Source organism: Diaphorobacter sp. HDW4B, assembly GCF_011305535.1.
Classification (GTDB): domain Bacteria; phylum Pseudomonadota; class Gammaproteobacteria; order Burkholderiales; family Burkholderiaceae_C; genus Diaphorobacter_A.
In genome coordinates, this window is the sequence record NZ_CP049905.1 from 4,491,304 (window position 1) to 4,514,486 (window position 23,183).

Annotated in this window: 21 protein-coding genes; 11 read left to right on the plus strand and 10 right to left on the minus strand. The window is 62.2% G+C overall.

Going from position 1 to position 23,183, the window contains the following annotated elements:
- The first annotated feature begins 9 nt into the window (after window positions 1-9).
- The 11 genes from soxC to G7048_RS20640 all read left to right on the plus strand — a co-directional run bounded on the left by soxC (window position 10) and on the right by G7048_RS20640 (window position 12,681).
- Window positions 10-1,362: a sulfite dehydrogenase gene (gene soxC, locus G7048_RS20590; protein WP_166069929.1), complete on the plus strand. Its 1,353-nt coding sequence runs from the start codon at window positions 10-12 to the stop codon at window positions 1,360-1,362.
- Window positions 1,346-2,434: a c-type cytochrome gene (locus G7048_RS20595; RefSeq protein WP_166069930.1), complete on the plus strand. Its 1,089-nt coding sequence runs from the start codon at window positions 1,346-1,348 to the stop codon at window positions 2,432-2,434. The genes soxC and G7048_RS20595 overlap by 17 nt, the downstream gene beginning before the upstream one ends.
- A gap of 105 nt (window positions 2,435-2,539) precedes the next feature.
- A complete protein-coding gene (soxY, locus tag G7048_RS20600) occupies window positions 2,540-2,995 on the plus strand; it encodes a thiosulfate oxidation carrier protein SoxY (RefSeq protein ID WP_166069931.1) in 456 nt (151 codons plus the stop codon).
- A 51-nt stretch (window positions 2,996-3,046) separates the two neighbouring features.
- Window positions 3,047-3,358, plus strand: a complete 312-nt coding sequence (gene soxZ / locus G7048_RS20605) for a thiosulfate oxidation carrier complex protein SoxZ (protein WP_205750296.1) — start codon at window positions 3,047-3,049, stop codon at window positions 3,356-3,358.
- Window positions 3,359-3,541: 183 nt separating this feature from the next.
- Window positions 3,542-4,363: a sulfur oxidation c-type cytochrome SoxA gene (gene soxA / locus G7048_RS20610; RefSeq protein ID WP_205750297.1), complete on the plus strand. Its 822-nt coding sequence runs from the start codon at window positions 3,542-3,544 to the stop codon at window positions 4,361-4,363.
- A 15-nt stretch (window positions 4,364-4,378) separates the two neighbouring features.
- Window positions 4,379-5,035, plus strand: a complete 657-nt coding sequence (gene soxX / locus G7048_RS20615) for a sulfur oxidation c-type cytochrome SoxX (protein WP_166069932.1) — start codon at window positions 4,379-4,381, stop codon at window positions 5,033-5,035.
- Between the two features lie 228 nt (window positions 5,036-5,263).
- Complete coding sequence (soxB, locus tag G7048_RS20620) at window positions 5,264-7,003, plus strand: thiosulfohydrolase SoxB (RefSeq protein ID WP_166069933.1); 1,740 nt, start codon at window positions 5,264-5,266, stop codon at window positions 7,001-7,003.
- Between the two features lie 63 nt (window positions 7,004-7,066).
- Window positions 7,067-8,185: a YeeE/YedE family protein gene (locus tag G7048_RS20625; RefSeq protein WP_166069934.1), complete on the plus strand. Its 1,119-nt coding sequence runs from the start codon at window positions 7,067-7,069 to the stop codon at window positions 8,183-8,185.
- A gap of 164 nt (window positions 8,186-8,349) precedes the next feature.
- Complete coding sequence (locus G7048_RS20630; RefSeq protein ID WP_166069935.1) at window positions 8,350-10,539, plus strand: 3-hydroxybutyrate oligomer hydrolase family protein; 2,190 nt, start codon at window positions 8,350-8,352, stop codon at window positions 10,537-10,539.
- A gap of 116 nt (window positions 10,540-10,655) precedes the next feature.
- On the plus strand, window positions 10,656-11,540 hold the full coding sequence (locus G7048_RS20635; protein WP_166069936.1) for an alpha/beta fold hydrolase: 885 nt from the start codon (window positions 10,656-10,658) through the stop codon (window positions 11,538-11,540).
- Between the two features lie 139 nt (window positions 11,541-11,679).
- Entirely contained in the window at window positions 11,680-12,681 is a 1,002-nt protein-coding gene (locus G7048_RS20640) for a rhodanese-like domain-containing protein (protein ID WP_166069937.1), read from the plus strand.
- A gap of 136 nt (window positions 12,682-12,817) precedes the next feature.
- Here the strand turns inward: G7048_RS20640 and G7048_RS20645 are convergent, their stop codons facing one another.
- The 10 genes from G7048_RS20645 to hemH all read right to left on the minus strand — a co-directional run bounded on the left by G7048_RS20645 (window position 12,818) and on the right by hemH (window position 23,143).
- The gene (locus G7048_RS20645) at window positions 12,818-13,402 is read right to left on the minus strand and encodes a YSC84-related protein (protein ID WP_166069938.1); all 585 of its coding nucleotides are present in this window, start codon (window positions 13,400-13,402) and stop codon (window positions 12,818-12,820) included.
- A 278-nt stretch (window positions 13,403-13,680) separates the two neighbouring features.
- Window positions 13,681-13,857, minus strand: a complete 177-nt coding sequence (locus G7048_RS20650) for a hypothetical protein (RefSeq protein ID WP_166069939.1) — start codon at window positions 13,855-13,857, stop codon at window positions 13,681-13,683.
- Window positions 13,858-13,878: 21 nt separating this feature from the next.
- Window positions 13,879-15,039: a YeeE/YedE thiosulfate transporter family protein gene (locus G7048_RS20655; RefSeq protein ID WP_166069940.1), complete on the minus strand. Its 1,161-nt coding sequence runs from the start codon at window positions 15,037-15,039 to the stop codon at window positions 13,879-13,881.
- 64 nt (window positions 15,040-15,103) lie between these two features.
- The gene (locus G7048_RS20660; RefSeq protein ID WP_166069941.1) at window positions 15,104-16,045 is read right to left on the minus strand and encodes a sulfurtransferase; all 942 of its coding nucleotides are present in this window, start codon (window positions 16,043-16,045) and stop codon (window positions 15,104-15,106) included.
- A 252-nt stretch (window positions 16,046-16,297) separates the two neighbouring features.
- Complete coding sequence (locus G7048_RS20665; protein ID WP_166069942.1) at window positions 16,298-17,332, minus strand: spore coat U domain-containing protein; 1,035 nt, start codon at window positions 17,330-17,332, stop codon at window positions 16,298-16,300.
- Between the two features lie 14 nt (window positions 17,333-17,346).
- Window positions 17,347-19,674: a fimbria/pilus outer membrane usher protein gene (locus tag G7048_RS20670; RefSeq protein WP_166069943.1), complete on the minus strand. Its 2,328-nt coding sequence runs from the start codon at window positions 19,672-19,674 to the stop codon at window positions 17,347-17,349.
- An 85-nt stretch (window positions 19,675-19,759) separates the two neighbouring features.
- Window positions 19,760-20,500, minus strand: a complete 741-nt coding sequence (locus G7048_RS20675; RefSeq protein WP_166069944.1) for a molecular chaperone — start codon at window positions 20,498-20,500, stop codon at window positions 19,760-19,762.
- 67 nt (window positions 20,501-20,567) lie between these two features.
- Window positions 20,568-21,059 carry a spore coat U domain-containing protein gene (locus tag G7048_RS20680; RefSeq protein ID WP_205750298.1) on the minus strand — a complete coding sequence of 164 codons (492 nt, stop codon included), beginning with the start codon at window positions 21,057-21,059 and terminating at the stop codon, window positions 20,568-20,570.
- 282 nt (window positions 21,060-21,341) lie between these two features.
- Window positions 21,342-22,058 (minus strand): glutathione S-transferase N-terminal domain-containing protein, encoded by a 717-nt coding sequence (locus G7048_RS20685; RefSeq protein WP_166069945.1) that lies wholly within the window; start codon window positions 22,056-22,058, stop codon window positions 21,342-21,344.
- Window positions 22,059-22,096: 38 nt separating this feature from the next.
- The gene (gene hemH / locus G7048_RS20690; protein WP_166069946.1) at window positions 22,097-23,143 is read right to left on the minus strand and encodes a ferrochelatase; all 1,047 of its coding nucleotides are present in this window, start codon (window positions 23,141-23,143) and stop codon (window positions 22,097-22,099) included.
- Window positions 23,144-23,183 lie beyond the last annotated feature (40 nt).

Here is a 23,183-nt window from a genome sequence, read left to right on the forward strand (position 1 = left end):
GGAAAACTCATGCATAACCAAATGACAGGTCGGGTGCGAAAGGCACCGGAAAATTTTGTCCAGGGAGACGGCGTCGCCAAAGTGTTTGCCGAGGCGAAGGCAGGGCGTCGCAGCTTCATCCGCAGTGCGTTTGCGGCGGCTGCGGCGGGCGCTGCCACGACGGCGTTTGCGCAGAACGGCCAGAACGTGGGCGAGGGCGATCCGAACATTCTGGAATTGCCCGCGCATACCAAGGGGCTGGGCCAGCCCGTCGCGGCAGAAGGTTACGGCAAGCCGTCGAAATACGAGGTCAATGTGCAGCGTCGCCCAAGCCCGGGTCTGACGCAGACACGTCAGGCATCGGTGTCGTTCGCGCCGCTGCAGTCGCTGTTCGGCATCGTCACGCCGAGCGGTCTGCACTTCGAGCGTCACCATCAGGGCTGGTGGGACATCGATCCGTCCAAGCATCGCCTCATGGTGAACGGCCTCGTGAAGAACCCCAAGGTGTTCACGATGGACGAACTGATGCGCTTGCCATCGGTGTCGCGCTTTCACTTCATCGAATGCGGTGCCAACACCGGCATGGAATGGGGCAACGTGGCCGTGCCTACCGTGCAGTACACGCACGGCATGATTTCGTGCAGCGAGTTCACCGGTGTGCCGCTGATCACGTTGCTGGAGATGGCCGGTGCTGATCTGAAGAAGGGCAAGTTCATTCTGGCCGAAGGTGCGGACGGCTCGTCGATGACGCGCACGATTCCGATCGAGCTGATCACGTCGGGCGAGGTGATCGTCGCCTACGGTCAGAACGGCGAGATGCTGCGGCCCGAGCAAGGCTATCCGCTGCGTCTGGTGGTGCCGGGCGTGCAGGGCGTGAGCTGGGTGAAGTATCTGCGCCGCATCGAAGTGGGTGATGCGCCGTATGCGGCCAAGGATGAGGCGGTGCACTACATCGACCTGATGCCGGATGGCCAGCATCGCCAATATTCGAGCATTCAGGAATGCAAGAGCGTGGTGACCACGCCTTCGGGCGGGCAGATGCTGCTGGACAAGGGCTTCTACAACATCACGGGGCTGGCGTGGTCCGGTTGTGGCAAGGTCAAGCGTGTGGATGTGAGTGTGGACGGCGGTCGCAACTGGCGCACCGCGCGCCTCGAAGGTCCGGTGATGAGCAAATGCCTCACGCGCTTCAACATCGACTGGGTGTGGGACGGCAAGCCCGCCATCATCCAGAGCCGCGCGATGGACGAGACCGGCTACGTGCAGCCGACGTATCAGCAGATGCGTGCGGTGCGCGGCACGCGTTCGATCTATCACAACAACTCGATTCAGTCCTGGGCGCTGCGTGAGGACGGGGAGGTGGTCAATGTCCAGCTCGCGTAAAGCCATGATGATGAAGACCGCTGTTGCAGCATCTCTGTCGGGATTGTTGGTTGCAGGCGCGTGGGCGCAAGGCGCTTCTGCCGAGAAGTTTCCGGGCGTGGGCCGCAATGCGACGGCCAAGGAAGTGCAGGCCTGGGACATCGACGTGCGCCCCGATTTCAAGGGTCTGCCCAAGGGTTCGGGCTCGGTCGAAAAGGGACAGGACGTATGGGAGGCCAAGTGCGCTTCGTGTCACGGCGTGTTCGGTGAGTCCAACGAAGTGTTCTCGCCGCTGATCGGCGGAACCACCAAGGACGACATCAAGACCGGCAACGTCGCGCGTCTGAAGGATGCATCGTTCCCCGGTCGCACGACCTTCATGAAGGTGCCGACGATCTCGACCGTTTGGGATTACATCAACCGCGCCATGCCGTGGAATGCGCCCAAGTCGCTGTCGCACGATGAGGTGTATGCGGTTACCGCCTACATGCTGAATTTGGCCGATATCGTGCCGCCGGACTTCACGCTCTCCGACAAGAACATTGCCGAGGTGCAGGCCCGCATGCCCAATCGCAACGGCATGACGACCGAACATGCGATGTGGCCCGGCACCGAGTTCACCCAGAAGGCCGTCAAGCCCGATGTGAAGGCAGTCGCTTGCATGAGCAACTGCGGGCCTGAGCCGCAGGTGCGCTCCAAGCTCCCCGATCACGCCAGCAACAACCACGGCAATCTGGCGGACCAGAATCGCCCCGTGGGTGCGCAGCATGGCGTGCAGACCGATTCAGCGGCCAAGCCCGCTGCGGCAGCGGCTCCTGCCATCAAAGCGGCAACGGGTGGTGCGGGTGGCGCGCCTACAGCGCTGCTGGAGAAGAACGCCTGCATCGCTTGTCACGGCATGGACCAGAAGATCGTCGGTCCGAGCTTTGGCGACATCGCCAAGAAGCATGCGGGGCAGGTTGACTATCTGGTCGGCAAGATCAAGAACGGCGGCTCGGGCGTGTGGGGCAATGTCCCAATGCCCCCACAGCCTGGTATGAGTGATGATGAGGCCAAGTCCATCGCGAACTGGCTGGCTGGTTCAGCCAAGTAAGTGAAAAGCGGTTGGACGAGGTTTCAGGAATTTTTGAGTCGTTTGAATTTTTTGAATCTTTTGAATACGCAACGAATCCACATACGAATTGCAAGGAGAGAAGACATGATTTCACGTAGACAAGCAGTGAAGAACTCCGCCGCGGTGACGGGCATGCTGCTCGCCGCAGGCATGTTGCCGCAGTCGGCTTTCGCCTTCAACAAGGCGGCGTTCGACGCCAAGACCGTGGCCGACGTGATGAAGGCCATGGGCGCGGGCGCACCCACCGAGAGCAAGGACGTGACGCTGACCGCGCCCGACATCGCCGAAAACGGCGCGGTCGTGCCGCTGGGTGCCGCCACGTCGCTGGCCGGTGTGAAGCACATGCTCATTCTGGTCGAGAAGAACCCCAACACCATGGTGGCGTCGTTCGACGTGAGCGATGCGGTGGATGCCAACTTCCTCACGCGCGCCAAGCTCGGTCAGACCTCCGACGTGTACGCGGTTGCCATCACCAACGATGGCAAGGCGCTGTATGCGAAGAAGGAAGTCAAGGTCACTCTGGGTGGCTGCGGCGGCTGATGCGCGCACCGGAACATATCCACACTGAATTGAAAAATCAAGGAGAAGAACATGCCTGATCCGATGCGCATTCGTGCCCAAGCTGCTGGCGACAAAGTCACCGTCCGCGTTCTGATGTCCCATGAAATGGAAACCGGTCAACGCAAGGACGCGAGTGGCCAGGTGATCCCTGCCTGGTACATCCAGGACGTGAGTGCTTCGCTCAACGGCAAGCCGGTTTTCCGCGCCGAATGGGGTCCCGCTGTTTCCAAGAATCCGTTCCTGCAGTTCAATCTGAAGGGCGCGAAAGCGGGCGACAAGCTGTCTGTTACCTGGAAGGACAACAAGGGCGAAACCCGCACCGACGAAGCGACGGTGAGTTAAGCCTTCCCCCCTCTCTCTTCGGGAGGGGGAGACCACCGGCGCGGCGGGGCGGCCCATGCGCGGTGGTTGCTGGCCCAGGGCCGGGCTCTATCAAACGGCATGACGGATCGCAGCATAGCGACGCAGCCATGGACCGAGACACAAGCGGTCACCAGATTTCCCACAACAACAACGGAGACACCCATGAGACGCTCAACGAAAGGCCTTGTGCCGTTTGCTGCGGTCGCGACGATGTCGCTGCTGTGCGCGCTCCAGCCCGCAGCAGCGCAGAAGAGCACGGCGGATGGCATCGCGGAATACCGCGAAATGCTGCAGGACGGCAATCCCGCCGAACTGTTCGAGATGAAAGGGGAAGAGCTCTGGAAACAGAAGCGCGGCCCCAAGAACGCCTCCATGGAACGCTGCGATCTGGGCAAGGGCCCCGGCGTGGTGAAGGGTGTCTTCGTCGAGCTGCCGCGCTACTTTGCCGATACCAGCAAGGTGCAGGATCTGGAGTCGCGCCTGCTCACCTGCATGGAAACGTTGCAGGGTCTGGATGCCAAGAAGATTGCCGCAACGCCTTTCGGCAAGGACGAGCAGAAGAACATGGAAGGGTTGGTGGCCTGGATTTCTGCCGAATCCAAGGGATTGAAGTTCAATCTCTCGCAAGCCCATCCGCAAGAAAAACAGATGTATGAAGTGGGCAAGCGCATGTTCTACATGCGCGGCGGCCCGCATGATTTTGCGTGTGCCACATGCCATGCGGCGGACGACAAGCGCATCCGCCTGCAGGACCTTCCCAACCTCACCAAGAACCCGGGCGCGGCCGCGGGCTTTGGTGCTTGGCCTGCGTATCGTGTTTCGTCCGGAGAGCTTTGGAGCATGCAGCGTCGTTTGAATGACTGCTTCCGCCAACAGCGCTTTCCATACCCCGGTTATGCGAGCGACGCCACGATTGCGCTGGGCGTGTTTCTGGGCGTGAACGGCAAGGGCGGCGAAGCTACGGCTCCGTCCATCAAGCGATAAGGCAGGAGAAGCACTATGCAAAAACGCAATCACTGGCTGCCTGTTCTGGGCGTTGCCTCTTCGCTTATCGTGCTGGGCTGTGCTTCGGTGGACAGCTCTGCCGACATCGACAAACTCACGCAGCAGATCGTGACCGCATCGTTTCGCGACCAAGGCATTGCCAAGGTCGATCGCTTGAAGCAGGACGAATCGAATGCTGCCTGCAGCGCTGCCGATGTGGCCGGAAAACCCATCGATGCCAAACTCAGCGCCAAGATCGAGGCCGACAACCTCAAGACCGTGCAATGGCCCGCAGGCGGCAAGTTCGTGGGCGACTGGAAAGAAGGCGAGAAGCTCGCGCAGAACGGTCGCGGCATGACCTGGACCGACAAGATCGGCGACGCCAATGGCGGCAACTGCTACAACTGCCACCAGATCAGCAAGCAGGAAATCTCCTTCGGCACGCTGGGCCCCAGCCTTTACAACTACGGCAAGATCCGCGGCATCACCGATCCGAACAGTCCAGAGGCCAAAGCCATCGTCGAATACACCTGGGGCAAGATATGGAATGCCAAGGCCTACAACGCCTGCTCCGGCATGCCAAGATTCGGACATGAAAAAATCCTGACCGAAAAACAGGTGCAGGATCTGCTCGCGTTGCTGGTGGATCCCAACTCACCAGTCAACAAGTAGCTAGGTCTTTGATTCCCGCCGAAGGCGCAACACACAACGAAGCGTTAACCCAAGCAGGAATCAACCCCCACAACGCCAAGACAGCCCTTCAGACGCGACGCGAAGCCGCAGACAGTATGTTCATACGGCAAGGCGTCGCAACAAAGTATGAAGGGCTGTATTGGCGCCTCAAAACGAATGACCAATCGAAGCCGCAAGGCTTCGCAACAAGCAAAGAAAAGAAGAAAAATGAGCCTCTCCAAACGCGAATTCATGCAGGTTCTGGCGGCGGCTGGAGTCGCTGGAATGGGCTTGCAACGTTATGCCCATGCCGATGGAAAAACGGCAGATGCCGCGCTGTACGACGTTCCAAAATTCGGCAACGTCAGCTTCCTGCACATGACCGACTGCCACGCGCAGTTGAACCCCATCTACTTTCGCGAACCCAATGTGAATCTGGGTATCGGTGCGATGAAGAACCAGCGCCCGCATCTGGTGGGCGAGCACCTGCTCAAATCCGTTGGCGTGCGTCCCGGCACCGCATCAGCCTACGCGTTCAGTTATCTCGATTTTGAAAGCGCCGCGAAGCGCTATGGCAAGGTGGGCGGTTTTGCCCATCTGTCCACACTGGTCAAACGCATGAAGGCGTCGCGCCCCGGTGCCTTGCTGCTCGATGGTGGCGATACCTGGCAAGGCTCGGGCACATCGCTGTGGACCAACGCGCAGGACATGGTCGATGCCTGCAAGCTGCTGGGCGTCGATGTGATGACCGGCCACTGGGAGTTCACCTATGGCATGGAGCGGGTGAAGGAAATCATCGAAAAAGACTTTGGCAGCAAGCTCGATTTTGTGGCGCAGAACGTCAAGACCACCGACTTTGGCGACCCGGTTTTCAAACCTTATGTGATCCGCGAAATGAATGGCGTGCCTTGCGCCATCATCGGGCAGGCCTTTCCTTACACGCCGATTGCCAATCCGCGCTACATGGTGTCTGACTGGAGCTTCGGCATTCAGGACGAGAACCTGCAGGCCATGGTGGACGAGGCGCGCGGCAAGGGCGCAAAAGTCGTCGTTGTGCTCTCGCACAATGGCATGGACGTGGACATCAAGATGGCCTCGCGCGTGCGCGGCATCGACGCGATTCTGGGTGGGCACACGCATGACGGCATGCCTGTGCCGACCATCGTCGAGAACGCTGGTGGCAAGACCATCGTCACCAATGCGGGGTCGAACGGCAAGTTCCTTGGCGTGCTCGATTTCGATGTAAAGAACGGCAAGGTGGCGGATTTCAAATACCGCCTGCTGCCGATCTTCTCCAACATTCTGCCGGCCGATGCCGACATGCGGGCGCTCATCACCAAGGTGCGCGCGCCATATGAAGCCAAGCTGGCCGAGGTGCTGGCGCGCACCGATGGCACGCTGTATCGACGCGGCAATTTCAACGGCACGGGCGACCAGTTGCTGCTCGACGCGATGATGGCCGTGCAGGATTGCCCGATCGCTTTTTCGCCAGGTTTCCGCTGGGGCACGTCGCTGCTGCCGGGACAGGACATCACGCGCGAATGGCTCATGGACATGACGGCGACGACCTATTCGTATGCCACCGTGACCGAGATGACGGGCGCGACCATCAAGACCGTGCTGGAAGACGTCTGCGACAACCTGTTCAACCCCGATCCGTATTACCAGCAGGGCGGCGACATGGTGCGCGTGGGTGGCCTGCAATACAAGTGCGACCCGACCGCCAAGGCGGGTAGCCGCATCACCGAGATGCGCTTGAAGGGCGAGCTGCTCGACGCCGAGAAAAAATACAAGGTGGCCGGTTGGGCACCTGTGGCCGAAGAGGCCAAGTCGGCGGGCAACAAGCAGATCTGGGAAATCGTCGAGCCGTGGCTCAAGGACCAGAAGGTGATTGCGCCGCGCAAGCTCAACGAGCCGGGCCTGCTGAACGTGCAGCCCAATCAAGGGATGGAGGGGATAGCCCAGTAAGCGCTTAGGGACTTAGGGGCTTCCGCATTGCGCAGATGGGAGTGAACCGCTCCAATACGCGCCATGAGTGTTTCCGAGTTCGATTCGTTGGTCGCCACCGTTCTGGTGGCCGTTTTTTTGTTGGCCGCCGTGCTGGGTGCCGTCATGCGCGAGACGCGTTTTTGCACCATGGGGGCCATCAGCGATGTGGTCTATGTGGGCGACTGGATGCGCATGCGCCAGTGGCTGCTCGCCATTGGCGTGGCGATGATCGGCTTTGCGCTGCTGGCGAACATCGGCTGGGTCCAGCCCGCCGACACCATCTACGCCATGCGCCGCGTGCTGTGGCTCTCGTCCATCGTGGGTGGGGTGATGTTCGGCATCGGCATGGTGATGGCGTCGGGCTGCGGTGCGCGCAATCTCACGCGCGTGGGGGGCGGCAGTCTCAAGTCGCTGGTGGTGCTGATCGTGATGGCTGTGGCCGGGTTTGCGACGCTCAAAGGCATCACCTCGGTGCCGCGTGCGCGTTGGCTGGAGAGCGTTTTCGTCGAAATGCCGCACATCACGCTGCTGCCCGAATGGCTGGCGGCTTCGGGCGTGGCATCGCTCGATGTGCTGCGGCTGGTGCTGGGTTGCGGTGTGGGTGCAGTGCTGGTGCTCGTCGGCTTTGGCGGGCCACGCAGTCAGCGTGACTGGCATGTGCTGATCGGCGGTCTGCTGGTGGGCGCGGCGGTGGCCGCAGCATGGGCGCTGAGCGGCCATATGGGCGAAGTGCAGGAGCATCCCGAGACGCTGGAGCACATGTATGCCACGACTTACACGGGCCGCATCGAGGCCTTCAGCTTTGTGGCGCCGGTGGCCCATGTGCTGGATTGGCTGCTGTTCTTCAGTGACCGCGCCAAGGTGCTGACATGGGGCGCGGTGGCAGTGTTCGGCATGGTGTTCGGTGCCCTCGTGCAGTCGCTCATTCGCCGCGAATTCCGCTGGCAGGGTTTTGCCGACACGGCTGATCTGGCCAGGCATCTGATCGGCGCAACGCTCATGGGCGTGGGCGGTGTGGTTGCGATGGGCTGCACTGTAGGACAGGGCCTGAGCGCGATCTCGATGTTGCAGATCGGCAGCTTCCTCTCGGTGGCGGCGATTGTGGCGGGCGCGGTGATCGCTCTGCGTGTGCAGCAGTGGGCGTTGGAGCGCAGTGCCTGATCGGCATGAGGGTTTTCGTTTAGGTGCGTTTGCGTATGCGGGTTTTCGTTGAGTGATCTGCCCGATTTTGTTTCTCACAATGCTTTGCCGGTGATCCTGCTGGCCTCGCAACAGTGGACACGTCCATGGCTTGAGCGTGTCAGAACAAGTCGGGAGACAAAAGAATGCACGTGAGATCAAAGAGGAAGACCCTTGCCGCGTTCCAGTGGAGCGGCGTCGCATTGGCGTGCGCCACGCTGGCAGCCTGCGGAAGCTCGGACCGTGTTCACAACGAGTTGCCCTCGGGCGTCACCGAGCTCAGCACCACGCAATACCCCGCAACCGCCGTCAGCACCGGAGCGACTGCGGCTCAGCAGGATTTGCTCACGGGCGGCATCGGCAAGACGGGCCTGGGTGGCGCAGCGCCCGCATATGCCGATCCGGCCAACCCCACCGTGGCTGAGCTGCGTCGCAATGCGCTGTTCTCCAACTACCGCGGCATTCTCGATCCGCTCGCGGCGGGTGGCTACGGCTCGCTCTACGGCCCCAATGTGACGGCGGCGGGTGTCGTCACGCAAGGCGAGGGGCTGATTCCGGGACGTGAATACATCGCCGTGCTCGACGATGGCTCGGGCCGCAAGCAGACCGTGATGGCGGTGCAGGTGCCTGACAGTTTCGATGCCAAGAGCCCGTGCGTCGTGCTCGGCCCATCGTCGGGCTCGCGCGGCGTGTATGGCGCGATCGGAACGGCGGGCGAATGGGGCTTGAAGAAGGGCTGCGCCGTGGCCTTCACCGACGCGGGCAAGGGCGTGGGTCTGCACAATCTGTCGGACGACACGGTGCACAAGATCGACGGCTCGCGCGCCACCAAAGCGGCTGCGGGCAAGCTCAGTTTCTTCTCGGCCAATCTGACGGATGCGGCGCGCGCGGCCTACAACGCGGCCTTCCCCAATCGCATCGCCATCAAGCATGCGCAGTCGCAGCAGAACCCTGAAAAAGACTGGGGAACGGACACGCTGACCGCAGCGAAGTACGCGCTCTACGTGCTCAATGCGCAGTTCGGCAAGGCTGACAATCCCGTGCCCTTCACCAAGAGCAACACGCTGATCATCGGCGGCTCTGCATCCAACGGCGGCGCGGCCGTGCTGCGTGCAGCGGAGCAGGATGCGGATGGGCTGATCGACGGCGTGGTCGCATCCGAGCCCATGGTCGAGCTGCCCACGACCACCGGCTACGGCGTGCAGTTCGGCGATGCGGCGGTGAGCAGCTATGGCCGCCTGCTGGCCGACTACACCACCTACGGCAACATCTACCAGCCGTGTGCGGCGCTCGCGCCCGATGCGGCGATCAGCGAAACGTCGATCTTCAACTACATCACCCTCACCGCCATGACGGCGCGTGCCACGGCGCGTTGCGACGGTCTTGCAGCCAAGGGTCTGGTGAGCGGCGCGACTACGGCGGAACGTGCGACGAATGCGCTGGGCAAGCTGCGTGCCTACGGCTGGACCAAGGACAACGACCAGATGCACAACGCGCACTACGCGCTGGGCAACGGACCGATTCTGTCCGCGATGTACACCATGGCGTATGGTCGCTTCGGCGCGGATGCGAATCTGTGCAACGCGAGCTTTGGCGCGGCCAGCGCAACGGGCGATGTGGTGGCCGTCGCTCCCGCAGCGCTTGCGCAAAGCTTTGCCACGGCCAACGGCACCTCCAACGGAACGCCCGCCACGGTGATCTACAACGACTCGGTGGGTGGAGCCAAGTCCTGGCCGTTTGCGGTGTCGCCATCGACCGGCGTGGCCGATCTGGGTCTGGACAATGCGCTGTGCCAGCACGCACTGGTCTCGGGCGTCGATCCCGTCTCGGGTCTGGCACTGACGGCTGACAGCAAGCCGACGAAAGCGCAAAGCGATGCCGTGCGTTCGGGGCTGAGCGAAGTGCGCCACAGCGCGAATCTCAAGGCCAAGCCAGTGATCATCGTCGCCGGTCGCAGCGACGCGCTGATCCCGGTGAACCACAACGCGCGTGCCTACACGGCGCTCAACCAGACGCTCGAAGGCTCCAAGTCCAACCTGCGCTACATCGAAGTGACGAACGCGCAGCACTTCGACGCCTTCTTGCTGTTCGCGGGCTTCGACACACGCTTTGTGCCGCTGCATCCGTACTTCAATCAGGCCATGGATGCGATGTGGAACCACCTGCAATCCAAGGCCGCGCTGCCCGCCAGCCAAGTCGTGCGCACCACGCCGCGCGGCGGCACACCGGGTGCGGCCACGGCGATCACGGCAGCCAACGTGCCGGGCTTCAAGACGACGCCTGCCGCAGCCGACCAGATCGGTTTTGCGGGCACCTCCATCAAGGTGCCGCAGTGATGACGGCCATGCCGCGATGATCTGAGCACATGGCACACTGCCAACCGGCCCACGGACAGTCTGGCTGTTCGTGGGCCGGTTTTTCATTGAATTGAACACACGTCTCCACGATCACCATGTCTGCAGTTTCTTCCGCTGTCCCTGTTTCCCGTTATGTGTCCTGCGCCGGATACGAACTGCATTGCATGGATTGGGGCGCGCCGGATGCGCCCGCTGTCATCGCATGGCACGGGCTGGCACGCACCGGGCGCGACATGGATGCGCTCGCGCAGTTCCTCGTGGACAACGGTTTTCGCGTGATCTGCCCCGACACCATTGGCCGTGGCTTCAGCCAGTGGAGCAGGGCACCCAAGGCGGAATACTGCCTGCGCTTTTATGCGCGATTGGCGCGCGAACTGTTCGATGCGCTGGGCATCCAACGCGCGCACTGGGTGGGCACGTCGATGGGCGGTGCCATCGGCACGGTCTGTGCGTCCGGCCTGTTCGAGCCATCCCTGCGCGAGCGCATCGCCACGCTGGTGCTCAACGACAACGCGCCGCAACTCGCGCAAGCGGCCATCGAACGCATCAAGGCTTATGCGGGCAAACCGCCGGTGTTCGATTCCATGGCCGAGCTGGAGCATTTTTTCCGCACGGCTTACGCGCCGTTTGGCTGGCTCAGCGATGCCGAATGGCGCAAGCTCACCGAGACCAGCACGCGCCGCCTGGTCGATGGCCGCGTCACGCCGCATTACGACCCGTCCATCGTCATGCAGTTCACCGAGCATGCCGACGACTACCTGATCTGGCCGCATTACGATGCGCTCGATCTGCCCGTGCTGTTGCTGCGTGGCGAGGCGTCCGATCTAGTGCTGGAGCCCACAGCGCGCGAAATGCAGACGCGCGGGCCGGGTGCGAAGGGACTGCTTGAATGGATCGAGGTGCCGGGCTGCGGCCATGCGCCGGCGCTCAATGTGCCCGATCAGTTCGAGGCGGTGTTGCGCTGTCTGCGCCGTGCTTGAACGGGCGGTGATCAACCCCGGCGTGGCAAGGTCACTGGCTCGAAGTTAGCATCTCCTCATCGGATGCCCCCACGCTGCAGAGCGTGGATTCGCAGCCCGATCCGGCTTCATTCCCCACCTCTAACGGAGTGCCTGCATCATGGCCTGGCTGGTCGATCTCATCCGCGAATTCGGCTTTGGAATCGTGTTTCTCAACGTGCTGATCGAGCAGTTGGGCGCGCCGATTCCGGCCTATCCTGTGCTGGTGATCACGGGCGCGCTGGAGGGCGCGAGCATCGTGCGGCTGCTGATGCTGGTGGGCATTGCCGTCTTCGCGGCGCTGATTGCGGATGTGATCTGGTACCGCGCGGGCAAGGCCTATGGCGGTGCAGTGCTGGGGCGCATCTGCCGCATTTCACTTTCGCCGGATGCTTGCATTCGCCAGACGGAATCGGTCTATGGCCGCTGGGGCCCCAAGTCGCTGTTGATCGCCAAGTTCGTGCCCGGCTTTGCCTCGATTGCCAGCGCGTTGGCGGGCACGGTGGGCACGCCGCTCTCGACCTTTGTGCTGTTCGACACGCTGGGCGCGCTCATCTGGGTGGGCTCGGCCGTGTTCCTTGGCTCGCTGTTCAGCAGTACCGTGCAGGATCTGCTCGACGTGCTCACGGCGCTCGGCAAATGGGGCCTGCTGCTGGTGCTGTTCGTGTTCGCGATTTTTCTGCTGCGCAAATGGTGGCAGCGCACGCGCACCCTGCGTTCGCTGAAGATGCCGCGCATTTCCGTGCCGGAACTGGCGGGCCTGTTCACTCAGGGACTGATGCCGACCGTGATCGACGTGCGCGATGCCACGCAGTACAAGCGCGGCCACATTCCCGGTGCCAACCTGTGGAGCGTGCGCTCGCGCCAGGGTGATAAGGCGCACGACTTTCTGCTGCCGCAGCAGGCGCATCCCAATGGGCTGGTGGTGTATTGCGACTGCCCGCATGAAATCTCCGCCGCACGCATCGCCAAGCAATTGCAGCGTGCAGGCTTCACCAACGTGAGGCCGTTGGTCGGCGGGCTGCAAGCCTGGTCGGCAGCGGGGCTGGACGTGGCCAAACCGCCTGTGGATGAGTCGCCAGAGGGTGAATCGACCAAGGCGGAAGCACCGTTGATTCCTTGAATGGCGCAGATTCAAACGGTGGTTTGAAGGCTTGCTTGGGGCACACCGCAAAAACAAAGGCCGCCCGGTTGCCCGAGCGGCCTTTGCTTATTCATGGAGTTTGAAGAACCGTGGGCTCTTCAAACCCTCACAGCGATCACTCCACGATGCGCGAGATCTTCGAGCCGTTGAGCGAGACGCCAGCTTCCAGACCCACGTTGGTCAGCACATAGCTCACCACAGGGTCTTGCGCGGTCGTAGTATCGATGGAGCTGTTCGCGCCCACGCGACCCACCGTCACCTGAGCGTCGGCACCGGCGGTCCAGCCGTTGCTTGCCTTGAATTTGGCGAGCGCTTCGTCGGTGTTGAACACATAGATCACAGCCTTGGATTGGCCGCCGATCTGCCAGCCGATGGAAGCGCCTGTGGTGCTGTAGAACGCGGTGTTCTTGCCGTGCTCACGCAGCACGCCACGGCCGTGTTCCACACCCACCACGAAACTGCCGCCCACCACCGATGGGAAAATCAGCACGCCCTTGGACTTGGCGATCATTTCCTTGGAGCCGGGAGCGTTGGTGTACAGGCGCTCGAGCGCTGCATTGGCGCGGGTGTTCACGGTAGTGCTGTCCATGCGCGGCGCTTCGGCCGTCTTGGTGTTGGTGGTCGTGCAGGCCACCATGGTCATGCTGCCAGCGGCAACGGCAGCAGCGATCACAACAGCACGCAGAGTAATAGTACGCATAACAGTCCTTCCTTTGTGTTTAGAGATACGCCCATCGAAAAGTGAAGTAGGCGCATGTCCTTATTTTGAGGAAGCGAGTCGACGCGTGCCATCACGGTCGTCAACGACGCTGCCTAAATCAGGATGCAGCCATCGTATTGACTGTTGGCGCTTTTGTACTGAGCAGCACATGAGGATGCGCCCTTGGCCTACAAGATCAGTTGTCCGCCAACATGTGGGTTGGCGACAGAGTTGCAGGTGTTTAGGCTCGTTGGTGTGGTGCTTGCGTTGGTGTCTGCTTACTTGCCAGCGGGCATGGAGCAATGGCCGCCATGCGTGGCCTGGCCGGAACCGGCTGCGATCAGGGGTGCTTCAAAGCGCAGATCGACCTTGGGCGAGGCGGCATAGTCCCAGGCCAGAAAGGCCAGCAGTGCGATCCAGAAAGCGGCGCGCAGGGTGCGTTGTGGTGTGGTCATGTTCGAGTTCTTTGTGTTCGCTCACATGCCGAAGTGGCGACGAATGCGCAGGCCGAAGATGGTGCCCGCGAATGCGAGCGGCACCCAGATCCAACCGTGGATGCTGCCGGTGGAGATGCCCGAGAACATCGCGCCCACATTGCAGCCAAAGGCCAGACGCGAGCTGTAGCCAAGGATCAGACCGGCGACGAGCGCAACCACCCATTGCTTGCCGGTGAGCGCTTTGGCAGACACGGGCTTGGCCGCAGCCACCCAGAGTGCGCCGCCGAGAATGCCGATGTTGGTGATGCTGGTGACATCGAGCAGCACGGTCTCGCTCAGACGCGCGGCGTTGCCGGGCTGGCTCCAGAACCAGTTCTGCGACAGATCGATGGCGCCTGTGGCGTTGGCGACCTTCGCAGCCCACAGGCCAAAGCCGTAGACCACGCCCCATGGCTGGCCCGCGATGATGAGGTTCAGCGTGGCGAGAATCGCCAGCAGCACGGCACCGACCAGCCACTTGCGCACGAACAGCGGCTTCGCTGGACGGTTGAGTTTGGCGTTGGCGCTGCGCGTGTAGAGCGTGACGCCGACAGCGACCACGGCCAGTGCTGCGAGCGTGCCGACGAGTGCGTATTGCCAGCCCCATGCAGTCACCAGACCGACGGGTTGCAGTGCGCCCAGATCGAGCCACCAGCCGAGGCTCAGGCTGCCCAGAAAACTGCCGATCGCGAACATCGGCAGGATGGCCGTGTTCATCGGAATGCCCATGCCAGCCTTGTACAGCGTGCCGCTGCCGCAGCCGTCAGCAATCTGCATGCACAGGCCGAAGACGAATGCGCCGACCAGCAGGCTGATGCTGGGCGGGCCGAGCGCGGCGGTCAGTTCGGGGAAGTGGCCGAGCAGCGGCATGGCCATCGCGGCGGCCAATGCGAGCAGCAGCAATTGGCCGAAGACACCGCTGGCATCTTTGTTTTCCACCAGCATGCGCCAGCCGGTGGTGAAACCAAAGCGCTTGCCCGCCAGCACCGCGCCAAGACCCAAGCCAATCGCGAAGAGGGCAGCCTGACGGACCGAGACGCTCCACAGCAGCCAGCCGAAGAAGACGAGAAAGAGCAGGGCAAGCGGCAGTCGATTGCTGCCGTTCGTTGAAGTGGTGGCGGTGCCTTGCGAGGCGGTTGCCGTGGTGGTGGCCGTGTTCATGCTGGATGAATCTTCTGTTCTGTGTTGGACTTGAAAAAGCGGGTGCGTTCAGCGGATCGGTCGATCACTTGAACGTGCGCTTCCACCATTGCTGTGCGTCGTAGGCCAGCGATTCGGCGCGGGTCGGCTGATTGGCCATCTGCGGTGCGTCCTTGGACTGGGTCCAGTCGACCATCGATCCGGCATACAGCTTCACGGCAGGCAGGCCTGCAACTTCCGACAGGCCGAACCAGTCGGTCGCAGCCCAGTGGCCGGTGTTGCAGAAGGCGACCGTGTCCGTGCCGTTCTCGCGTTTGATCTTCGCGGCGATCTGCTTGGCCTTGTCGGCATTCACAAACTGCGAGGTGCCGGGCTCGAACCATTGGTTGAAGTCGAGTTGCTGTGCGCCGGGCAGGGTGCCGGAGACCTTGGCCGCAGGCGCGCGCGTCTTGCCCTGATAGAACGCATCGGGGCGCGAATCGACCAGCGCGGCATTGCTCAGGTCGAGATGCTTGCGCACATCGGCGCGCGTGGCGAGCCACTGCGCATCGAACTTGGGCGCAAAGCTGCTGGGCGTGATTTGAATGGCGGTGTGGGAGGTTGGCTCATCGGCCATTTCCCAGGCGTGCATGCCGCCGTTGACGATGGAAAGCTCCTTCAGGCCAAGGCTCTTGAGCGTCCAGTAGACGCGCGCCATGGCGCCGAAATCCGTGGCATCGACGCCGTTCGAGACCACGACGGCGTGCGTCTGAGCGGTCAGGCCGAGCGACTGCACGAGCTTGACCAGTTTGTCCTGATCGGGCAGGTCGCCGGGGTTGGTGGCCGGGCCGCGCCACTTGCCGTAAGGCGCGTTCACGGCACCTTCGATATGGCCGAGCTCGAAGCTCTTGGGGTCGCGAATGTCGATCACGCGAACGTGGGCCTGCGCCAGCAGCGGCTTGAGTTCCTGCGGCGTGAGAAGAGGCTGGGCGGACCACGCGAACTGGCTTGCAGTCAACGTGGCCGCAAAGGCGAGGATGGCTTTCATGGTGGGCTGTTGGGTCGTGTTCGATGCATGAGATCGCAGACGACACCGGAGCAACCTGTGTGGCCGATCTCTATATATCGTCATTGTCTTATTTATGCTTTCCAAACCAAACGAAGGAAAAGCAGTTTCAATATGCTTGTTTGGTTATATTGAATGACGAATGGAATGATGGTTGAAGTCGCATGGGCGGGCCATGCCCCTCCATCAATACATCAATACATCAACACATCAACACATCAACACATCAATACATCAATACACCAGCGTGACCGTGACCGCGTCGCTGTAGTTGCCGGAGGTGGGCTGCGTCTGGATCGGCACCTGGCCGTAGACGGTGATCACGGTGGGGTTGGTTTGCGCCGCGCCCGAGCCGTTCACGGTGTCGGTGCCGCCCGTGGTGTCGTTGCCCCAGCGCTGGGTGCGCGCGCTGTTGCGGTACAGCTCGTAGTTGATGTAGTTGGCGGTGGCGCTGTGCTTCATGCGGCGCTGTGTGCCGCTGGCATAGGTGCCGTTGCTCAGGCCCATCTTCCAGGTGGTCGATCCGGGGCAGGAGACGCTGATGGCGGTCGTGCTGTTCTGCACACTGCCGAGCGAGCTGACGCTGCCGAAGTCCAGATCGGAGATGGTTTTGCCCAGCGAGATCTGGCAACTGCCGGAGACCGTGGCCGTCGTGCCGTTGTAGCCGATGATGACGGTGCCCGTGCCGGCGTCGGAGCCGCCGCCTGAGTTGCAGTTGGACGGCGTGCCTTTGTTGCTCCACGCGTATTTCAACGTGACGTTGCTGAACTGCGCCTGATAGCTGCCCGCCGTGGTGCTGCTGGGCAAGGTCGGGATGAATGCATAGACGGGTACGCTGCCTGCGGGGCTGGACCAGCCGCCCGGCACCATGAAATCCCATGTGTAGTCGGGGTAGCCCGCACTGCTGGGCGGCGGGCCGATGATCTTGGTGAAGGCCGCATCGGAGTACAGGTTGTAGGCAATCTCGTGACCGTTGTAGTCCGTCATGCGGCGTGGGTTGATGCCGCTGGTGGCGGCGATGTTGCCCTCGGGAATCATCAGGCAGAGCTTGTAGTAGGTGTTGCTCGCGTTGGATTGGCAGTTGTACGGAACCGAGCCAACGGTGCTCGCACTTGCGTTGATGTAGACCGTGCCGAAGGCAATGCCAAAGCCGCTCGAATTGCATTGCTGCGACCAGCCCGCCAGCGGCGAGAGCAGCAGCAAGGCCACGCACATCCGCATCACGCATGGCATGAAGTGATTGCGGCGAGGAAGTGACTGGAGCTGCATGTTGAATCGAATCCTCATGGTACGTCGCGGCAGATGAGTTCGCCAAGGTCTTTCCAGCCTGCAGCGGCGGCATCTGCTGGCAGTTGCGCGACGCAGTCCTTGCCGCTGTCGGTGCGGGCGCGCAGGCGTGCATTGGCGGGCGCGTCTTCCACATAGACCAGTCCGTCGTAGCCGATCATCAGGGTCTTCCGTTCGGCGGCGTTGTCGCTTTCCAGCAGCACGTCGCCACCAGCGGGCAGGAAGGCCCCACGCTGGTCTTTCAGCGTGATCTGCAGATTGCTCACGCGCCGCATCGCAAAGTGCGCGAGCACGCCGTTCTGCGACTGCGGCACGGCGTCGAGCTGCACGCGGTCGATCTTCAGATCAGGTGCGAGCTTCAGCGTGTCGATGGAGATCTGATTGCGCTGGTAGGCGTTCAGGCGATCGAGCAGCAGATAGCCCTTGTCGTTGGTCTCGCCGATCAGGCGGTTCTCCAGTCGCACCGGCACGTTGGCGATGCCATCGGTGGTGACCAGCGCAAAGCCATCGGTCGCCGTGCGCATGGGGTAGAGCTGGTTCTGCGTCCACAGCAGGCCGCCATTGGCGCTGGCGTAGGCGGTGCTGGTGTTGTTGCTGCCGCCCGATCCCAACTGGTGCATCACGCCTGCGGTCCATTGACCGTAGTTGCCCAGGTGGTTGATCTGCGCCTGCGCGTAGCGGCCATCGCCCACGCTGGCCTCGGTGCGCCAACCCCAGCCGCCGGTGTCGGACGAGGCGGACTGGTTCGCGCCGACGACGGCGGTGTTCTGGTCCTTGCTGTGCCGCGCCGTGGTGCTGACGGAGAGAAAACGTTCCAGCGAAATCGTCATCGACACATACAGCGAAGTGCCGCTCCTGCCTTCGAGATCGCGCATCGCGTTCACGTTCAGATTGATGTCGCGGCGCAGTTGGCTCGACCACGACAGATTGGCGTAGCGCGCGCGTGTGCCGTCGGTATTGGTCTGGCTGACCAGACCCGCGCCGAAGCTGCCCCAGTCGGTGTTGGCGCCAAGAAAAATCTGGTCGCTGCCGCGCGACAGCAGCGTCTTGCCGTCCATGGCCGCCACGTCACGAAACGCAGCATCGCGGCGCATGGAGTTGATGCCGAGGCTCCACAGCGGTGAGCTCCATTGGTAGCCGATGGTGGCTTGTTGACCGGTCTGGCCCGCATGCTGGCTGGCCGCGAGCGCACCGCTCACGATGCCGCCTTGCGTGCCCAGCAGCCACGCGCCACCGGCACCCAGCATGCGCACGTGCGAGTCGGCTTCGGCGTGGCCTTCGAGGGTGAAACGGTCGCTCACGCCGTAGCGGCCACTGGCGCTCAGCATGGGGCTGTCGCGGTAGGCAAAAGAGCGGATGCCGTAGTCCTCGCGCACGCTGCCAAGTTCAAGCGACCAATCGGCCAAGCCCTTTTGCAGCAACTGCGAAGCGCCATACAGCGGCAGGCTCACCGTGCGCTGCTGGCCCGTGATGTCGGTGATCACCATCTGCGCATTGCCCAGTCCCGACAGGGTGGGAATGCTGTTCAGCGTGAACTGACCCGGCTGCACCTGCTGCGTGCTTTGGCGCAGGCCGTTCAGGTACAGATCGACGGTGGAGGGCAGAGCGGCCTCGCCTTGGATCTGCGCAAGCGGCGTGGTGACGCGATACGGCTGCAACGCAAAATTGCGCGACAGCCGAATGCCGCCGATGTGCGTGGGACGCGTCCATGACAGGCCGCCGGTGACGGTGTCGCCCACGGTCAGCGAGGTCATCGTGTCCTGAAAGTTGCGCTGCCATTGCGTATCCAGCCGCACGGTGCCGCGTTGCGAATTGCTTGCCGCGTCACCGCCAAGGCCGGTCACCGAGCGCGTGATCATGGTGTTGCCCAGATTGCCGGAACCCATGCCCATGAGCCGCATTTCCGTCATCGCACTGAGCGAAGTGACGTTGCGATCCGCGCGCATCTGTTGTGCGTAGAGATCGTAGTTGACGACCAGACCGCGCAATTGGTCTTCGGGGCGAACCTGAGCCGCGCGCGTGGGTGGAACTTCCACTTGCGTGGGGGCTGCGCCGAGCAGTGCGACAGACGCTTGCAGCATCACGCGCTGGGTGCGTGGGTTGTAGTCCACCGCCAGTCCGGGAATGCTGGAAAGCGCCAGCATCTGCGGCGTTGCAGCGTCCGCGTTGGGTACACGCAGGCCGATGTCCTTCAGCGTGGCGGTGTCGCTCCAGAGCTGCTGGTCGCGCACTTCAAAACGTGCGACCTTGCCGGTGCGAACGCGGTTGAGCACGACGTCCAGATACAGCTCTTGCGCGGCAGCCGGTTCAGTATTCGTCTCCACGCGAGCCCACGCCTGTGCGCTGGCCGGTGTCTGCACTGCTTGGGCATGCGAGAGATCGGGCCAGATCGCAAAGGCGCTCGCAAGACTACTTGCCAGCAGGGACTTGCAAAAGCGTCTGGGATTGCGTGTCATCGTTGAGACGCACATCGATGCGACCACCGGTTTGGCGCATGGATGCGGGCAGCGGGAGTTGCCACTTCATGGTCTGGCCGGTCAGCACATAACCGAGCAGGCCCGGCATCAGCATGCTGGACTTGCCGTTCGCATCGACAAACTCGACGCGGCTGATGCGCACGCGCTGCTTGCCCACGTTCTGCATCTGCAGCGTGGACGAATCGGTGGCTTGCGTGTCGAGTTGACTGGTGTAGGGCTGCAGGCTGGTCGTGCCGTGGCGCGCGCCCAGCGTCTGTCCATCCTGCGGAATCACGAACACGGGGATGGAGTGCTGGATCAGCAACTGCACGCCTTTGGATGCACCCGTGGCGGCGGCGCTGCCCGCATTGGGCGGTAGCTCGCTCACCATCAGGCGGTAGGCTTGCTCGGTTTGCGGATCGCCCTTTTGCAGACGCACCACACGCACGAACTGGCGCTCGCCAGGTGCGATTTCCACCAGAGGCGGGCTGGCCGTCAGCATGGTGGACGCCGTCAGTTGATCGCCATTGGTGCTGTCCTGTGTCCATTGCAACACGCGCGATTGCGCACGCAGTGGCGTTTCCCCTTCGTTGCTCAGCCATAGGCCTTGCGCGGTGTCCGTTTGTGGCAGTTCGAGCAGGACATTGGAGACCTGCAGACTGCCCGCTGCGATGGCGCAGGTGGCTGTCAGCAAGCCGCTTGAAACCAAAGCGACGAGATGGCTGAAACGACAACGAAACACAGGAGTCACCCAAAGTCGATCAATAGGACAGCGTGGCAGTCACGGTGTCGATGTAGCTGCCAGCGGGGACATTGGTTGCACCAGTCGAGATGCGGCCGTAGACGGGCAGGTTGACGCCATTGCCGGTTCCTGTGCCCGAGAAGAGTGCGGTGCCGGCGCTGCCCCATGCGTCGGTGCGACCTGCGTCCTTGTAGAGCGCGTAGGGAATCTGATTGGTGCCCAAGATCATGGTGCGCAGCGTGCCGTTGTAGTTCGCTCCGTTGTTCAGCCCCACGGTGTAGGGGGTGCCACTCGAGCAGATGACCACCAGATTGCCTTGAGCGTCAGGTGCGGTATTGCTGCGGACGACAGAGCCAAAGTCCACATCACTTGCTGCGAGACCCGTGATGGTGCAGTTGTCGGTGATGGTGATCTTGACGTTGAAAGTCGTGGTTTCAGATCCTGCATGAGCAGACATGACGAAACCGAGAGCCATGGCGGTAGCCACGCCCATTTGCTTGAAATTGAACATGATGTGAAGAGATTCCGAGAATGGAGGGAATGGTATCGACTTGGGAAAAGTCTTAGGGTTTGTACTGAATTGTTACAGTTTTGTGATAGTCAAACTGTATCTTTTATTATTGAAAAATCACAATTAGTTACGCAAGCGGTTTTACAAAGACGGGGTTTTGGCTGACACAGCGACGTTGCTTTTGTGCGATCCGTCAATCTGATTTACCGAGACGATAGCAGTCTATAAAAAAGGCCGCTGCGCAATGCACAGCGGCCCTTGTCGGGGAGGAGCGGCGATTCGTCAGACCACAGGCGCAGCCGGAATCAGCAGCCCGCGCTGAACGGCGGGGCGTTGGAGGAAGCGGTCCAGCGCACGGCCCAGGTGTTTGAAGTCCTTGAAGCCGACCAGCTCGCCCGCTTCGTAGAAGCCGTTGATGTTGCGCACCCACGGCAGGATGGCGATGTCGGCAATCGTGTACTCATTGCCCGCCACCCATTCGTGCTGGGCGTATTGCTTGTCCAGCACGCCGAGCAGGCGGCGCGATTCGCCCACGTAGCGCTCCAGCGGGCGCTTGTCTTCGATGGCCTTGCCGGCGAACTTGTTGAAGAAGCCCACCTGGCCAAACATCGGGCCGACGCCGCCCATCTGGAACATCAGCCATTGCAGCGTCTGGAACTTGCCTGCGTCGTCCTTGGGCATGAACTGGCCGCTCTTGCCCGCAAGGTAGACCAGAATCGCGCCCGATTCGAACAGTGCCAACGGCTTGCCGTCCGGACCATGGGGGTCCAGGATCGCGGGGATCTTGTTGTTCGGGTTGAGCGACAGGAACTCGGGCGACATCTGGTCGTTGGAGTCGAACGCCACGCGATGCACCTCGTAGGGCAGGCCCATTTCCTCCAGCATGATCGACACCTTCACGCCGTTGGGCGTGGGCAGCGAGTAGAGCTGCAGTCGCTCGGGATGCTGGGCGGGCCACTTTTGGGTGATCGGAAAGGCGTCGAGGCGGGATGTTGTCATGGTGGTTCTTTGCTCGCGTGAGAGAAGAGAAGGAAAAGTCAGCGCACGGGCCAGCCGCTCAGGTGCTCCTGTGCAATGGTGCTGAGGGCGGTGATCCATGCGTTGTTGTCGTTCAGGCAGGGAATGTAGCGAAACTCCTTGCCCCCTGCATGAATAAAAGCTTCGCGCGCTTCCATGTTGATTTCTTCCAGCGTTTCCAGGCAGTCGCCGGTGAAGCCGGGGCACATCACATCGACCGTGCCAACGCCTTGCTTGGCCAGCTCGATCAACGTCGGTTCGGTGTAGGGCGTGAGCCATTCGGCCTTGCCGAAACGCGATTGGAACGTGACTTGGCAGCGCTCGGGCGCATGGCCCAATTCGGCGGCCAGCAGGCGCGCCGTCGTGCGGCATTCGTCGGCATACGGGTCGCCCAGCTTCACATTGCGCGCGGGAATGCCGTGAAAGCTCATCACCAGCTTGTCGGCCGGGCCGCCTTGCTTGCTCCAGTGATCACGCACGCTTTTTGCCAGCGCCTTGATGTAGGCGGGATGGTCGTGGTAACTGTTCACAAAACGCAGCTCCGGCATGCGGCGCTGCTTGCCCAGCCACGCATACACATCATCGACGACGCTGGCCGTCGTGGTGCTCGAATACTGCGGATAGAGCGGCAGCACCAGCACGCGGTCCACGCCTTGCTGTTGCAGCATGGCGAGCTGCGAAGAGATGGACGGGTTGCCGTAGCGCATCGCGTACGCCACCTGCACCGAGCGCACGCCCGCTTCGCCCAGCCAGCCGCGCAGCAGCGTGGTCTGCCTGGCGGTCCACACGGCCAGCGGCGAGCCTTCCTTCATCCAGATCGACGCGTATTTGGTGGCCGACTTGGCAGGGCGGGTGCGCAGGATGATGCCGTGCAGGACGGGCAACCACGCCACGCGCGGAATCTCCACCACGCGCGGGTCGCCCAGAAACTGCGCCAGATAGCGCCGGAGCGCCGGTGCCGTGGGCTCGTCGGGGGTGCCCAGGTTGACCAGCAAGACCGCGCAGCGTGCGGTGGATGTTGTGACAGTGGATGATGCGGGAGAAATGGCGTCTTGTGGCGATGGCATGTGTTCATTGTCGCAGGCTCGTGAGCGCATCGAATCGATG

Bases quoted from the DNA above. Each gene is read 5' to 3' on its own strand.
- soxX (WP_166069932.1), top strand. From the start codon at position 4,379: ATGCAAAAACGCAATCACTGGCTGCCTGTTCTGGGCGTTGCCTCTTCG.
- G7048_RS20665 (WP_166069942.1), bottom strand. From the start codon at position 17,332: ATGCAGCTCCAGTCACTTCCTCGCCGCAATCACTTCATGCCATGCGTG.
- G7048_RS20655 (WP_166069940.1), bottom strand. From the start codon at position 15,039: ATGAACACGGCCACCACCACGGCAACCGCCTCGCAAGGCACCGCCACC.
- G7048_RS20650 (WP_166069939.1), bottom strand. From the start codon at position 13,857: ATGACCACACCACAACGCACCCTGCGCGCCGCTTTCTGGATCGCACTG.
- G7048_RS20660 (WP_166069941.1), bottom strand. From the start codon at position 16,045: ATGAAAGCCATCCTCGCCTTTGCGGCCACGTTGACTGCAAGCCAGTTC.
- soxB (WP_166069933.1), top strand. From the start codon at position 5,264: ATGAGCCTCTCCAAACGCGAATTCATGCAGGTTCTGGCGGCGGCTGGA.
- G7048_RS20630 (WP_166069935.1), top strand. From the start codon at position 8,350: ATGCACGTGAGATCAAAGAGGAAGACCCTTGCCGCGTTCCAGTGGAGC.
- hemH (WP_166069946.1), bottom strand. From the start codon at position 23,143: ATGCCATCGCCACAAGACGCCATTTCTCCCGCATCATCCACTGTCACA.
- soxY (WP_166069931.1), top strand. From the start codon at position 2,540: ATGATTTCACGTAGACAAGCAGTGAAGAACTCCGCCGCGGTGACGGGC.
- G7048_RS20635 (WP_166069936.1), top strand. From the start codon at position 10,656: ATGTCTGCAGTTTCTTCCGCTGTCCCTGTTTCCCGTTATGTGTCCTGC.
- G7048_RS20645 (WP_166069938.1), bottom strand. From the start codon at position 13,402: ATGCGTACTATTACTCTGCGTGCTGTTGTGATCGCTGCTGCCGTTGCC.
- G7048_RS20595 (WP_166069930.1), top strand. From the start codon at position 1,346: ATGTCCAGCTCGCGTAAAGCCATGATGATGAAGACCGCTGTTGCAGCA.
- G7048_RS20685 (WP_166069945.1), bottom strand. From the start codon at position 22,058: ATGACAACATCCCGCCTCGACGCCTTTCCGATCACCCAAAAGTGGCCC.
- soxZ (WP_205750296.1), top strand. From the start codon at position 3,047: ATGCCTGATCCGATGCGCATTCGTGCCCAAGCTGCTGGCGACAAAGTC.
- G7048_RS20680 (WP_205750298.1), bottom strand. From the start codon at position 21,059: ATGTTCAATTTCAAGCAAATGGGCGTGGCTACCGCCATGGCTCTCGGT.
- soxC (WP_166069929.1), top strand. From the start codon at position 10: ATGCATAACCAAATGACAGGTCGGGTGCGAAAGGCACCGGAAAATTTT.
- G7048_RS20640 (WP_166069937.1), top strand. From the start codon at position 11,680: ATGGCCTGGCTGGTCGATCTCATCCGCGAATTCGGCTTTGGAATCGTG.
- G7048_RS20625 (WP_166069934.1), top strand. From the start codon at position 7,067: ATGAGTGTTTCCGAGTTCGATTCGTTGGTCGCCACCGTTCTGGTGGCC.
- soxA (WP_205750297.1), top strand. From the start codon at position 3,542: ATGAGACGCTCAACGAAAGGCCTTGTGCCGTTTGCTGCGGTCGCGACG.